Here is a 12,904-nt window from a genome sequence, read left to right as displayed (position 1 = left end):
CCGCTGCCGGGCGAGCCCGGCAGCGGTTTCCCGCGCGGCCCCCATGCGGGCAAGCCCCGCATCCATGGAAGGCAGGGGCCATACTCGACGCCGGATCCGATGGCACCCTCTGGACTTCATCGCATGGACACCCACGCTTCCACGCCCACCGCCGACCTGCGCCCGACCCTCGACCGCCTGCGCGCCGCCTGGCAGGCGCACAAGCCGGACCGCGCGCAGCGCAGCGCCGACCTGCTGCGGCTGCGCGAGGCCCTGAAGCGGCGGCTGGACGAGATGGCGGCGGTCATCGCCGCCGACTTCGGCCACCGTTCGCCGCACGAATCGCGCATCGCCGACGGCATGACCGTGCTCAATGAGATCGACCACCTGCGCCGGCACCTGCGCGGCTGGATGAAGCCGCGCCGCGTCGGCGTGGGCTGGCGTTTCTGGCCGGCGCGCGCGGAGATCCGCCCCGAGCCGGTCGGCGTGGTCGGCGTCATCTCGCCCTGGAACTACCCGGTCAACCTGGCGCTGATCCCGCTGGCGACCGCCATCGCCGCCGGCAACCACGTCTACCTGAAACCCTCCGAGCACACCCCGCGCACCAGCGCCTTCCTGCGCGAACTGCTGGCCGAGGTGTTCCCCGCCGGGCGCGTCGCCGTCGCCGAGGGCGGGGCCGAGGTGGCCGGCGCCTTCGCCGCGCTGCCGTTCGACCACCTGGTGTTCACCGGCTCCACCGCGGTCGGGCGCAAGGTGATGGCCGCCGCCGCGCCGAACCTGACCCCGCTGACGCTGGAACTGGGCGGCAAGTCACCGGCCATCGTCTGCGACGACTACCCGCCGGAGCAGGCCGCGGCGCGGCTGGCGACCGGCAAATGGTTCAACTGCGGGCAGACCTGCATCGCCCCGGACTACGTGCTGGTCGGCGCGGCGCGACGCGACGCGCTGGTGCAGGCGCTGCGCGCGCAGGTGGGCGCGCGCTACGGCCAGGGCCTGGCCGGCAACGAGGACTACAGCCGCATCATCAACGCCGGCCAGTACGCGCGCCTGCAGGGGTATGTGGACGATGCGCGCGCGCGCGGGCTGGAGGTGATCGTGCTGGGCGAGGCCGATCCCGCGCAGCGCCTGTTCCCGCCGACCCTGGTGCTGGAACCGGGCGACGATGCGGCGGTGATGCAGGAGGAGATCTTCGGGCCGGTGTTCCCGATCCGCAGCGTCGGGTCGCTGGACGAGGCCATCGGCTACGTCAACGCGCACGACCGCCCGCTGGCGCTGTACCCGTTCAGCCATGACCGCGCCAGCGTGGAGAAGATCCTGCGCGGCACCCTGGCCGGCGGCGTCAGCGTCAACGACACGCTGTTCCATTTCGCCATCAACACCCTGCCGTTCGGCGGCATCGGCCCCAGCGGCATGGGTGCCTACCACGGCCGCAGCGGCTTCGATGCGATGAGCAAGCAGCTGCCGGTCCTGTGGCAGGCCCGCCGTACCGGCGGCGACCTGCTGAAACCGCCCTACAGGAAGGCGCAGTGGCTGATCGACCTGATCGTGCGCTGACGCGACTTCGCAGGAGCGCGTCGCACGGGCGCGTTTCGGTGCGCGATGCTCTCCCCGGAGTGCCCGGGCAGTGCAATGAAGCGGCTCCCGCACGGCGTTCCTTGCCACGGATGACGGGCATGGAGGAATCGCCCGGAGCGATTCCTGGTATCGCCTGATCGATGTCCGCAGGGCGCCCGCGCGGGCGGCAGGCACAAAAAACCCGCCATCCGGAGCCGTGAGGGGAGGGAGACAAACGGCGCGGTACTGCTGGCGGGTCGGGTTGATTCTTGCTCAGTTGATGCTGCTTTGCAACATCACGGCTCGCCGGTGTTCGGCTTCGGCGTGGCGTGCGCCTCGGCGCGGTTCAGGCGGTGGTTGAGCGCGTCCAGGCGGGCATTGAGCGCCTCGATGTCCGAGCGGCTGGGAATATCCATGCGCCGCAGGACCCGGTGCACCCGGTCCTCGAAGGATTTTTCGACCCGGTCCCAGGTACCGGCCGCGCGGTCGCGGGCGTTGCCCAGGGTGGCCTCGACCGAATCGCGCAGGCTCTCGCCGCGCGGGGACTCCTCGCGGCTGCGCGCCTCCACCGATTCGCCTTCGCGGACCAGCGATTCGAACAGCCGGCTGCCCTCGGCCTGGGCCCGCGACAGCGCGCCCAGCCCGGCCAGCCAGACCTGCTGCGCCGATCCGCCGAGCGTGCGGCCCGGTCGTGCGCCGCGTTCGTGCGCGGTCGCGCCCGGGTTGCGGCCGGCATTGTGGTGTTCGTGGGTACTCATGGGGGCGTTCCTCCGTGCGGGCGACCGGCACACCGTAGCGATGGCGATGCCTGCGCCGCGTGATGGAACCACGCGCCCGGCCGTTCCGTTCAGCCCAGCTTTTCGGCCAGCACCCGCTGGATCTCGGATTCGACCATGCCCTTCATCGCCGACAGCAGGAAGCCGAGCTCGGCCTTCACCCGCACCGCGCCGGGCAGCAGCTCGATCACGCCGTCGACGCCGGACCGGGCGAAATGCAGGTTGGCGCCTTCCCAGCGCGCGTCGACGTCGAAGCGCTCCTGCAGCTTGCGCGCGACTTCGGCGATGGCCTCGCGGGCGCGCTCGTCGGTCAGGGAATGGGCGTGGCGGATATCGATGGTGGACATGAGGGGCTCCTGGCGGGCTGGCGTGGAACGAGGTGCGGCATTGTGCGGACCGGCGCGGCGCAGTCCAAGTCCCGCGCCCGGCTTCTGCATGTCCGGCCAACCTGCTAGGCTGCCGCCGGTGCGCACCCTGCAAGTCCATTTCAGCAATCGCCAGCAGCCCGATCAGTCCCTGGCGCCGGGGGTGCAGCGCATCGTCCGCGACGCCAGCGGCCAGGTCCGGCTGGGCGACGACAGCGTCGGCCCCTTGCTGCTGGCGCGCTTCTGTACCGACGAACGCGGCGTCTGGCTGCAGGTGGCCAGCGGCAGCCGCGGCCTCCATGTCAACGGCCGCCCGGTGCGGCGCATGGCGCTGCTGCGCGCCGGCGATTCGGTCTACGCCGACGGCGTGGAGATGCTGCTGCGCGGGGAGTGCGAGCCCGTCGCGCAGCCACCGGCGGCGACCGGCGATGAAAGCGAGGACCTGCGCGTGCTGCTGCGCGGCGTCGGTGGCCGCCACCATGGGCGCTGCTTCCCGCTCGACCGGCCGCGCACCATCGGCCGCGACGGCGCGGTGGACGTGGTGATCGACGATCCGGTTTTCCCCGAGCGGCAGGCGCGGTTCGAGCGCCACGGCGACCGCGTGCTGCTGCGCGACTTGGGCTCGCCGGAAGGCTGCCGGGTCAACGGCATCGCGGTCCGCCACTGCTGGCTGCAGGGTGGCGACCAGGTGGTATTCGAGGGCAACCACCGCTTCGTGCTGGAAGTCCCGCTGGACGCCCATTCGGCCGCATTCGCCGCCGTGGCCGAGGCGCCCGACGCGGAACAGGAAGGGCGCGCCGACGACCTCCCGCCGCCGCGGGCGCGGCGCTGGCCGTGGCTGCTGCTCAGCGCGCTGCTGCTGGGCGCGGCGATCAGCGCCCTGCTGCTGTTCGGCGCCCGCTGACCTGTCCGGCTCCAGCGCGCGGCCGCCCCGGCGCAACCCGCGCCGATTGGCTGCAGATGCAACTTTTCCCGTGCCCCCAAAGCCTGTTGCGCTGCGGCATACTTGGGCTTCCCCTCGGACAGGTGTGACATGACGCGCGCGTTCAATTTCAGTGCCGGCCCCGCGGCCCTGCCGGAACCGGTCCTGCGCCAGGCGCAGGCGGAGATGTTGGAATGGAACGGTGTGGGCGCGTCCATCGTCGAGATCAGCCACCGCAGTGCCGAGTTCATGGCCGTGGCGGCGCAGGCCGAAGCCGACCTGCGTACCCTGGTCGGCATTCCCGACGACTATGCCGTGCTGTTCCTGGGGGGCGGTGCGACCACGCAGCAGGGGCTGCTGCCGCTGAACCTGGCCGCGCCGGGGCAGCGCGCGGACTACGTGGTCAGCGGCCACTGGGGCAAGACCGCGGTCAGGCAGGCGCGGCCCTACGTGGACGTGAACCTCGCCGCCGACGGCGAGGCCGGCGGTTTCCGCGACATTCCCGCGCGCGCGCAGTGGCGGCTGTCCGACGATGCGGCCTATGTGCACATCACCGCCAACGAGACCATCCACGGCGTCGAATTCCGCGACGCGCCGGACGTGGGCGCGGTGCCGCTGGTGGCCGACTTCAGTTCGTCGATCGCCTCCGAGCCGATCGACGTCTCGCGCTATGGGGTGATCTATGCCGGGGCGCAGAAGAACCTCGGCCCGGTCGGCATCGCCGTGGTCATCATCCGCCGCGACCTGCTGGAACGCGCCGGGCAGCCGCGCGCGGACATCTTCGATTACCGCTCGCACGCGGCGCGCGACTCCATGCTCAACACCCCGCCGACCTGGAACTGGTACCTGCTCGGGCTGACCGTGAAGTGGATGCTGGCGCAGGGCGGCACGGCCGAGTTCGCCCGCCGCAACGCGGCCAAGGCGGCGCTGGTCTACGCGGCCATCGACGGCTCCGGCGGCTTCTACCGCAACGAGGTGGCGCCGGCAGCGCGGTCGCGCATGAACATTCCGTTCTTCCTGCCCAGCGCCGAGCTGGACGCACGCTTCGTTGCGGAAGCCAAAGCCGCCGGCCTGCTGGCGCTCAAGGGCCACAAGGCGGTCGGCGGCATCCGCGCCTCGCTGTACAACGCCATGCCGCTGGAAGGCGCGCAGGCGCTGGCCGCCTTCATGCATGACTTCCAGCAGCGCAACGGCTGATCCGTACACCCGCCGGCGCACCGCGCCGGCCCGCAACAGGTAGACCCGAACCATGGCATCCAAGCCACCCAAGAGCGCCGCCAAGGCGAAGCCGGCATCCGCAAAGAAGGCGGCCGCCAAGGAAACGCCCATCACCGTGGCCAAGCCGGTGCTGGCCGACGTGCGCGCCAAGATCGACCAGATCGACCGCAGCATCCAGTCGCTGATCGCCGAGCGCGCGCAGTTCGCCCACCAGGTCGGCAAGGCCAAGGGCAAGCTCGCCGCCGCCGTCGACTACTACCGGCCCGAGCGCGAGGCGCAGGTGCTGCGCATGGTGGTCGACCGCAACGAAGGCCCGCTCTCGGACGAAGTGCTGGTGCACGTGTTCCGCGAGATCATGTCCGCCTGCCTGGCGCAGCAGGAGCCGCTGAAGATCGGCTACCTCGGCCCGGAAGGCACCTTCAGCCAGCAGGCCGTGCTCAAGCATTTCGGCCGTTCGGCGCTGGGCCTGCCGCTGGCCAGCATCGAGGAAGTGTTCCAGGAAGTAGAGGCCGGCAACGCCGATTTCGGCGTGGTGCCGGTGGAGAACTCGGGGCAGGGCACGATCCAGATCACCCTGGACATGTTCCTGACCTCCAACCTCAAGATCTGCGGCGAGGTGGAACTGCGCGTGCAGCAGTTCCTGATGTCGCGCAGCGGCCGGTTGGAGGACATCGAGCGCGTCTACGCGCACCCGCAGTCGTTCATGCAGACCTCGGCCTGGCTGCGCGCCAACCTGCCCAGGGCCGAGAAGATCCCGGTGTCGAGCAACGCCGAGGGCGCGCGCCGCGCGCGCAACGCCGACGACGCGGCGGCCATCGGCGGCGAGAGCGCCGGCCACGTGTACGGCCTGAAGAAGGTGGTGACCAAGCCGATCCAGAACGACGCGGACAACACCACGCGTTTCCTGGTGATCGGCCGCCAGTTCTTCCCCTCCTCGGGCCACGACCGCACCTCGGTGCTGGTGTTCATCCACGACAAGCCCGGCGCCCTGTTCGACGTGCTCAGCCCGTTCGCGCGCCACGGCATCAGCATGAACCGCATCGAGTCGCGGCCCTCGCACCAGGCCAAGTGGGAGTACGGCTTCTTCATCGACCTGGCCGGCCACATCGAGGACGCCTCGATGCAGGCCGCGCTGGCCGAGCTCAAGGCGCATTCGGCGCAGATCAAGGTGCTGGGCTCGTACCCGGTCGCCGTGCCGTAAGCCGAAAGCCCCTCTCCCTCCGGGAGAGGGGTTGGGGTGAGGGCAGGGGGCGCAGCCTGCCTCGCGGCCCTCGATCCTTGCGGCTTCGCCCGTACCCTCATCCGCCCTTCGGGCACCTGCATGCGGCACATCCCTGTGCCGCACCCTCCGGGCGGCTTCGCCGTGCAGTGCGGCCATCCTGCCGCACTGTCTCCCAGCCGGGAGGGAGAAGGAACAATGGACAACCAGAGAGATTCCGAATGACCCAGCCCCACTGGATCGCAAGCAAAGGCCAGCCCCTGCAGGGCACGCTCGACATTCCCGGCGACAAGTCGGTTTCGCACCGCGCGGTGATGTTCGCCGCGCTGGCCGACGGCGTGTCGCGCATCGACGGTTTCCTCGAGGGCGAGGACACCCGCGCCACCGCGGCGATCTTCGCGCGCATGGGCGTGCGCTTCGACACCCCGTCGCCGTCGCAGCGCATCGTGCATGGCGTCGGCGTCGATGGCCTGAAGGCGCCGGACGGCGAGCTGGACTGCGGCAATGCCGGCACCGGCATGCGCCTGCTCGCCGGCCTGCTGGCGGCGCAGCCGTTCGACAGCGTGCTGGTGGGCGACGCGTCGCTGTCCAGGCGGCCGATGCGCCGCGTGACCGGCCCGCTGGCGCGCATGGGCGCGCGCATCGACACCCAGGACGACGGCACGCCGCCGCTGCGCATCCACGGCGGCCAGCCGTTGCGCGGCATCGACTACGAACTGCCGGTGGCCAGCGCGCAGGTGAAGTCGGCGGTGCTGCTGGCCGGCCTGTACGCGCAGGGCGAGACCTCGGTGGTCGAGCCGCACCCGACCCGCGACTACACCGAGCGCATGCTGCGCGCCTTCGGCGTGGAGATCGATTTCGCGCCGGGGCGGGCGCGGCTGCGCGGCGGCCAGCGGCTGCGCGCCACCGACATCGCGGTGCCGGCGGATTTTTCCTCGGCCGCGTTCTTCATCGTCGCCGCCAGCGTCATTCCCGGTTCGCACGTGCGCCTTCGTTCGGTGGGCCTGAACCCGCGCCGCACCGGCCTGCTGGCCGCGCTGCGGCTGATGGGCGCGGACATCGCCGAAGAGAACCACGCCGAACACGGTGGCGAGCCGGTGGCCGACCTGGTCGTGCGCCATGCGCCGCTCAGGGGCGCGGAAATCCCGGTGGAAGTGGTGCCGGACATGATCGACGAGTTCCCCGCGCTGTTCATCGCCGCCGCCGCCGCCGAGGGCCCGACCGTGGTGCGCGGCGCGGCCGAACTGCGGGTGAAGGAATCCGACCGCCTGGCGGCGATGGCCACCGGCCTGCGCACGCTGGGCCTGCGCATCGACGAGACCGACGACGGCGCCACCATCCACCCGGGCGCGCTGGGCAGCGGCACCATCGAGAGCCATGGCGACCACCGCATCGCCATGGCGTTCTCCATCGCTGGCCAGCTGAGCCAGGGCCAGGTGCGCATCAACGATGTCGCCAACGTGGCCACCTCCTTCCCCGGTTTCGACCGGCTGGCGCGCGACGCCGGCTTCGCGCTGACGGTCGCCTGACCGCAGGCCGCGATGCACGAACGGGCCGGAAGCATGCCGCTTCCGGCCCGTTCGTGTTGCAGCTCCTGTTTTCGTCCTGTGTTGGCGGTCAGCGGTCGGCGTGGAAATCCACCGGCACGCGGACCACGCTGGCGACCGCGCGGCCGTTGTGGATGGCCGGCTCGAACTTCCAGCCGCGCACCGCGTCCAGTACCGCGCGGTCCAGGTCGCGGCTGCGTTCGCCGCTGCGCGACACGATGCTGGCATCGCTGACCTTGCCCTGCGTATCGATCTGCAGGCTGGCCACGACGCTGCCCTCGACGCCGGCGCGCAGCGCGGCCGGCGGGTAGGCCGGCGCGGCGTTGCCAGCCAGCGGGCGCGCCTGGCGGTCGCGCACCAGCGGCGCCTGCCGGTTCGGCTTCTGTGCAGTGGCCGCCGGCGTGCGCGTGACGGCCGGCGCTTCCGCGGTCGGGGACACGACGACCGGCGTGGTGTCATTGCCCACCGGAACGGCGGGCGCCGGTTCGTTCTGGCGCAGCACCAGCGCCAGTACGCCGATCAGGATCGCCAGCGCCAGCGCGGCCCACAGCCACGGTGAGGCGGCGTGGCGCGGCTGTCCGTCCGGCGCGGGGTGCAGTTCATGGGCATGGGTGGCACTCATCGTCAGGCTCCTTATGCGTCCAGTGACGCCTGGAGTCTGGCCGGTGCGCGGGGCGCGGGTGTCAGCGCGACGTTAATGCGCCGCCCGCGGGTGCGCCGCAGTTCAGCGTGCGGCGCAGGCGGCGTTCAGATTACCGGGCCGGCTGGAAATCGAAGGGAATTTCCAGGCTGCCGGCCATGGGCTGGCCGTTGCTCTGCGCCGGCTGGAAGCGCCAGCCGCGCACGGCGTCCAGCGCCGCGCGGTCGAGATCGCGCGAACCGCTGCGCTGGATGATCTTCGCGTCCAGCGGCAGGCCGCCGGCATCGACCTCCACGCGCACCACCACGGTGCCGCTCTCGCCACGCCGCAGCGCGGCCGGCGGGTAGGCCGGCGGCGGGCTCTGCCCCGGCAGCGGCACCGGGCGGTCGCTCGGTGCGGAGGCGACCGGTGGTGGTGCGGGATTGGCCGGCGCGGCGGTGGTGGGTGCTTCGGGCAGGGGCTGCGGCGGCGGGGGCGCGGTCTCCACCACCTGCGGCGCTTCTTCGGGCGCGGCTTCCGGGCGCGCGTCGGGCATGTCGCTGGCGCCGCTGCCGGCCGGCAGCGGTTCGGGCAGGGGCATGGCCTCGTCGGCCTGGACCTGCGGCTGCGCCGGATCGGCCCGGTAGAAATCGTTGTGCCGGCGTGCGTTCAACCACACCACCACGAACAGCAGCAGGCCCACGCAGAAGGCGATGCCGGCGATCTTCAGGGCGTTGCGCGGCAACTGGAAGGTGATGTTCTGGTCGGAGCGGGAGGCGGGCATGGGCGGCGCGGGTGGGAAGCTTGACCGGGAGGAACGTCCGGATTCTGGCACAGGACGATGGCGGCGCGCGGCAGAGCGGCGCGGTTCGGGCGATAATCGCGTTCCGTATCCGTTTACAGTGCCGCCCATGCTCGATCCCGCCCTTCTCCGACAGCAGCCCGCCGAACTGGCGCAACGCCTGCGCGACACGCGCGGCTACGAACTCGACGTGGCCGCGATCGAGTCCCTGGAGGCCGACCGCAAGCGCATCCAGGTGCGCACGCAGGAACTGCAGAGCCTGCGCAACAGCCGTTCCAAGGCGATCGGCCAGGCCAAGGCCCGGGGCGAGGACGTGTCGGCGATCATGGCCGAGGTGGCCGGCTTCGCCGACGAACTGAAGGCATCGGAAATCCAGCTGGACGAACTGCGCGCGCAGATCGAGGCGCTGTCGGCCGGCATTCCCAACCTGCCGGCCGACGACGTGCCGCGGGGCACGGACGAAAGCGACAACGTCGAGCAGTCGCGCTGGGGCACGCCGCGCAGCTTCGACTTCGCGGTGCTCGACCACGTCGAACTCGGCGCCCGCAACGGCTGGCTGGACGGGGAGACCGCGGCCAAGCTGTCCGGCGCGCGCTTCACCGTGCTGCGCGGGCCCATCGCCCGCCTGCACCGCGCGCTGGGCCAGTTCATGCTGGACCTGCACGTCAACGCGCATGGCTATGAGGAAACCAACGTGCCGGTGCTGGTCAACGCCGACTCGCTGCGCGGCACCGGCCAGTTGCCCAAGTTCGAGGAAGACCTGTTCAGGACGGCGCTGGGCGAGGCCACGCGCTACCTGATTCCGACCTCGGAAGTGCCGCTGACGAATATCGTCCGCGACGAGATCGTCGAGGCCGAGCGCCTGCCGCTGCGCATGACCGCCCATTCGATGTGCTTCCGCTCCGAGGCCGGCAGCGGCGGCCGCGACGTGCGCGGCATGATCCGCCAGCACCAGTTCGAGAAGGTGGAGCTGGTGTCGGTGTGCCGGCCGGAGGAAAGCGAGGCCGAGCACCAGCGCATGACCGCCTGCGCCGAGACCGTGCTGCAGAAGCTGGGCCTGCCGTACCGGCGCATGCTGCTGTGCACCGGCGACATGGGCTTTGCGGCGGTCAAGACCTACGACCTGGAAGTGTGGCTGCCCTCGCAGCAGACCTACCGCGAGATTTCCTCGTGCTCCAACTGCGGCGATTTCCAGGCCCGGCGCATGCAGGCGCGCTGGCGCAACCCCGCCACCGGCAAGCCGGAACTGGTGCACACGCTCAATGGCTCGGGCGTGGCGGTGGGCCGGGCGATGATCGCGGTGATGGAGAACTATCAGAACGCCGACGGCTCGATCACCGTGCCGGACGTGCTGCGCCCGTACATGGGTGGTCTGGAGCGGATTGGCTGAGGCGGATTGCCGCTGTCGTTCATGCGAAGGCCCGCAGCGATGCGGGCCTTTTGCTGTACGGCTCGCCCGGTAGGAGCGACTTCAGTCGCGATGGGGCTGTCCCGGTAAAGCCCCATCGCGACTGAAGTCGCTCCTACGAACACAGGGATGGATACAAGACTGTTTGGGGCCTGATTTGTAAAATCAGGACAAAGGTGGTTGAATTCCACGATTCGTTCCAGTTGTGGGATCAATCCATGCAGGACCTCAACGACCTCTACTACTTCGCGATGGTGGTGGACCATGGCGGCTTCGCCGCCGCCGAGCGTGCGCTGGGCATTCCCAAGTCGCGCCTGAGCCGGCGCATCAGCCAGCTGGAAACCGATCTGGGCGTGCGCCTGCTGCAGCGCTCGACCCGGCGCTTCGCGGTGACCGACGTTGGCATGAGCGTGCACCGCCATGCGCAGACCATGCTGGCCGAGGCGCAGGCCGCGCGCGAGGTGGTGGACCGCCTCAGCGCCGAGCCGCGCGGGCTGGTGCGCGCCAGCGTGCCGGTGTCGCTGGCGCAGATGCAGCTGCCCAAGCTGCTGCCGAAATTCCTGGAGCAGTACCCGAAGGTGCGGCTGCAGCTGAACATCAGCAACCGCCGCGTGGACATCATCAACGAAGGCTACGACGTGGCGCTGCGGGTGCGCTCGCGCCTGGACGACGACGGCAGCCTGGTGATGCGCAGCTTCGGCCAGGTGCAGGAACTGCTGGTCGCCAGCCCGAAATACCTGGACCGCGCCGGCCGGCCCAAGACGCCGGACGACCTGGCCCAGCACGTCACCCTGAGCATCAGCGAGGACGAGGCGCGGCAGCGCTGGGAACTGCACGGCCCCGGCGGCGTGGTCAGCCGCGTGGACCTGCAGCCGCGCGTGGCCGGCTTCGATTTCCCGCTGCTGCAGAGCATGGTCAAGGATGGGTTCGGCATCACCATGCTGCCGGAAACGGTCTGCGCCGAAGCGGTGCGCAACGGCGAGCTGGAAGTGGTGCTGCCGGACTGGTCGCTGCCGCAGGGCATCTGCCATGCGGTGTTCGCCTCGCGCCGCGGGCTGTTGCCGGCGGTGCGGGTGTTCATCGACTTCCTGGCCGAGCACCTTCCGCCGCAGTTGGAGGCTTCGCGCCTGGACTGCGGCGGCGCCTGCGAGCGCGCCAAGGAGAAGATCCGCGCCTCCACCATGGGCGCGCTGGCGATCGAGGCCGGTTGAGCAGAAACGATGGCGGCGTGCGAGAATGCGCGCCCCCGGCCGGTGCGCAGGCATCGGCGCGACAGTCACGGGCAGATGGCCGAGCGGTTTAAGGCACCGGTCTTGAAAACCGGCGAAGGGTCAAACCTTCCGTGGGTTCGAATCCCACTCTGCCCGCCATCTCCACGGTCCGGACGCCTGCAGCGCCGGGCGCGTTCCCGGGACCCTTCCGGACTGCGAACCATGCCGACACTGCGTCCATCGCGCCCGCACGACGGCGCCCGCGTCATCGACATCTGGTGCCGCGCCGTCGATGCCACCCATCATTTCCTGGCCGACGCCGACCGCCAGGCCATCGAGGCCGAGGTCCGCGCTTTCCTGCCCCATGCGCCACTGCTGCTGGCGGTGGATGCGGACGACGTGCCGCTGGCCTTCATGCTGGTCGTGGACGGCCACCTCGAAGCGCTGTTCGTCGATCCGGCCCACCATGGCCGCGGGCTGGGCCGCCGGCTGGTGGAGCAGGCGCTGCGCCAAAGTCCGCGCCTGGGCACCGACGTCAACGCGCAGAATCCGCAGGCGATGGCGTTCTACACGCGCATGGGCTTCGTCGAGACCGGGCGTTCGCCGCTGGACGGCCAGGGGCGGCCTTACCCGCTGGTGCACCTGCGTCATGCCGGCATGGCGCCCGCACCGGAAGGTGCACGATGAACGCCGCCGCGCACGAGCCGGAAACCGACGTGCGCTGGATGCGCCACGCGCTGGCGCTGGCCGAACGCGCGCAGCGCGAGTTCGACGAGATCCCGGTGGGCGCGGTGCTGGTCGGCGCCGACGGGCAGCTGCTGGGCGAGGGCTGGAACCTCAACATCGCCCGCCACGACCCCAGCGCGCATGCCGAGATCGTGGCCATGCGCGAGGCCGGCGCCCGGCTCGGCAACCACCGCCTGGTCGGCTGCACCCTGTACGTGACGCTGGAGCCCTGCGCGATGTGCGCGATGGCGCTGGTGCACGCGCGGGTGGCGCGCGTGGTGTACGCCGCCACCGACCCCAAGACCGGCGCCTGCGGCAGCGTGTTCGACCTGCTGGGCGATGCGCGCCACAACCACCGCGTCGACGTCGCCGGCGGCGTGCTGGCGCGCGAGGCGGGGCTGCGCCTGACCAACTATTTCCGCGCCAAGCGCGGCCGGCCGCTGCTGCCCGAGGACGGCGGCTGACGCCAGGGCATGCACGCGGCGCGACGGAGCCGCGGCGTATCATGGCCGCCCGATATCCCGCCGGCGCCGCTGCCGCCGGCCCTGCACGAGGCGC

General features: G+C 71.1%; 13 protein-coding genes and 1 tRNA gene. 10 read left to right on the top strand and 4 right to left on the bottom strand.

From position 1 onward, the window contains the following. The first annotated feature begins 123 nt into the window (after positions 1-123). Positions 124-1,533 (top strand): coniferyl aldehyde dehydrogenase, encoded by a 1,410-nt coding sequence (locus AC06FP_RS12410; protein ID WP_433851789.1) that lies wholly within the window; start codon positions 124-126, stop codon positions 1,531-1,533. Between the two features lie 296 nt (positions 1,534-1,829). Here AC06FP_RS12410 and AC06FP_RS12405 read toward each other — a convergent pair whose 3' ends face one another. Further along, positions 1,830-2,291, bottom strand: coding sequence for a phasin family protein (locus AC06FP_RS12405; RefSeq protein ID WP_478075708.1), 462 nt, complete (start codon positions 2,289-2,291; stop codon positions 1,830-1,832). 89 nt (positions 2,292-2,380) lie between these two features. Beyond that, entirely contained in the window at positions 2,381-2,656 is a 276-nt protein-coding gene (locus AC06FP_RS12400; protein WP_456116382.1) for a polyhydroxyalkanoic acid system family protein, read from the bottom strand. A gap of 118 nt (positions 2,657-2,774) precedes the next feature. Here AC06FP_RS12400 and AC06FP_RS12395 point away from each other — a divergent pair, with 118 nt between their 5' ends. The 4 genes from AC06FP_RS12395 (at position 2,775) to aroA (ending at position 7,562) form a co-directional block, all read left to right on the top strand. Beyond that, positions 2,775-3,578, top strand: a complete 804-nt coding sequence (locus AC06FP_RS12395) for an FHA domain-containing protein (protein ID WP_478075707.1) — start codon at positions 2,775-2,777, stop codon at positions 3,576-3,578. A 129-nt stretch (positions 3,579-3,707) separates the two neighbouring features. Beyond that, positions 3,708-4,793, top strand: coding sequence for a phosphoserine transaminase (gene serC / locus AC06FP_RS12390; RefSeq protein ID WP_478075706.1), 1,086 nt, complete (start codon positions 3,708-3,710; stop codon positions 4,791-4,793). A 52-nt stretch (positions 4,794-4,845) separates the two neighbouring features. Then, positions 4,846-6,015 (top strand): prephenate dehydratase, encoded by a 1,170-nt coding sequence (pheA, locus tag AC06FP_RS12385; RefSeq protein ID WP_456116380.1) that lies wholly within the window; start codon positions 4,846-4,848, stop codon positions 6,013-6,015. A 239-nt stretch (positions 6,016-6,254) separates the two neighbouring features. Then, complete coding sequence (gene aroA, locus AC06FP_RS12380; protein WP_478075705.1) at positions 6,255-7,562, top strand: 3-phosphoshikimate 1-carboxyvinyltransferase; 1,308 nt, start codon at positions 6,255-6,257, stop codon at positions 7,560-7,562. An 88-nt stretch (positions 7,563-7,650) separates the two neighbouring features. Here the strand turns inward: aroA and AC06FP_RS12375 are convergent, their stop codons facing one another. Further along, positions 7,651-8,202 (bottom strand): energy transducer TonB, encoded by a 552-nt coding sequence (locus AC06FP_RS12375; protein ID WP_478075704.1) that lies wholly within the window; start codon positions 8,200-8,202, stop codon positions 7,651-7,653. A 130-nt stretch (positions 8,203-8,332) separates the two neighbouring features. Beyond that, on the bottom strand, positions 8,333-8,983 hold the full coding sequence (locus AC06FP_RS12370) for an energy transducer TonB (protein ID WP_456116377.1): 651 nt from the start codon (positions 8,981-8,983) through the stop codon (positions 8,333-8,335). Positions 8,984-9,110: 127 nt separating this feature from the next. On the opposite strand from AC06FP_RS12370, the gene serS reads away from it, so the two are divergent. From serS to tadA, 5 genes are all read left to right on the top strand, one after another. Further along, positions 9,111-10,391 (top strand): serine--tRNA ligase, encoded by a 1,281-nt coding sequence (gene serS / locus AC06FP_RS12365; RefSeq protein ID WP_478075703.1) that lies wholly within the window; start codon positions 9,111-9,113, stop codon positions 10,389-10,391. 236 nt (positions 10,392-10,627) lie between these two features. Then, positions 10,628-11,620 (top strand): LysR family transcriptional regulator, encoded by a 993-nt coding sequence (locus AC06FP_RS12360; protein ID WP_161613668.1) that lies wholly within the window; start codon positions 10,628-10,630, stop codon positions 11,618-11,620. Positions 11,621-11,689: 69 nt separating this feature from the next. Continuing rightward, a tRNA-Ser gene (locus AC06FP_RS12355) sits at positions 11,690-11,779 on the top strand. A 63-nt stretch (positions 11,780-11,842) separates the two neighbouring features. Beyond that, entirely contained in the window at positions 11,843-12,307 is a 465-nt protein-coding gene (locus AC06FP_RS12350; RefSeq protein ID WP_478075702.1) for an acetyltransferase, read from the top strand. Further along, complete coding sequence (gene tadA, locus AC06FP_RS12345; RefSeq protein ID WP_478075701.1) at positions 12,304-12,810, top strand: tRNA adenosine(34) deaminase TadA; 507 nt, start codon at positions 12,304-12,306, stop codon at positions 12,808-12,810. The genes AC06FP_RS12350 and tadA overlap by 4 nt, the downstream gene beginning before the upstream one ends. The last annotated feature ends 94 nt before the right edge of the window (positions 12,811-12,904 follow it).

The sequence above is a fragment of the Stenotrophomonas sp. Steno-Z2 genome (assembly GCF_056393235.1).
Note: the sequence above shows the minus strand (reverse complement) of the source record. Positions and strands in the feature narration are given on the sequence as shown.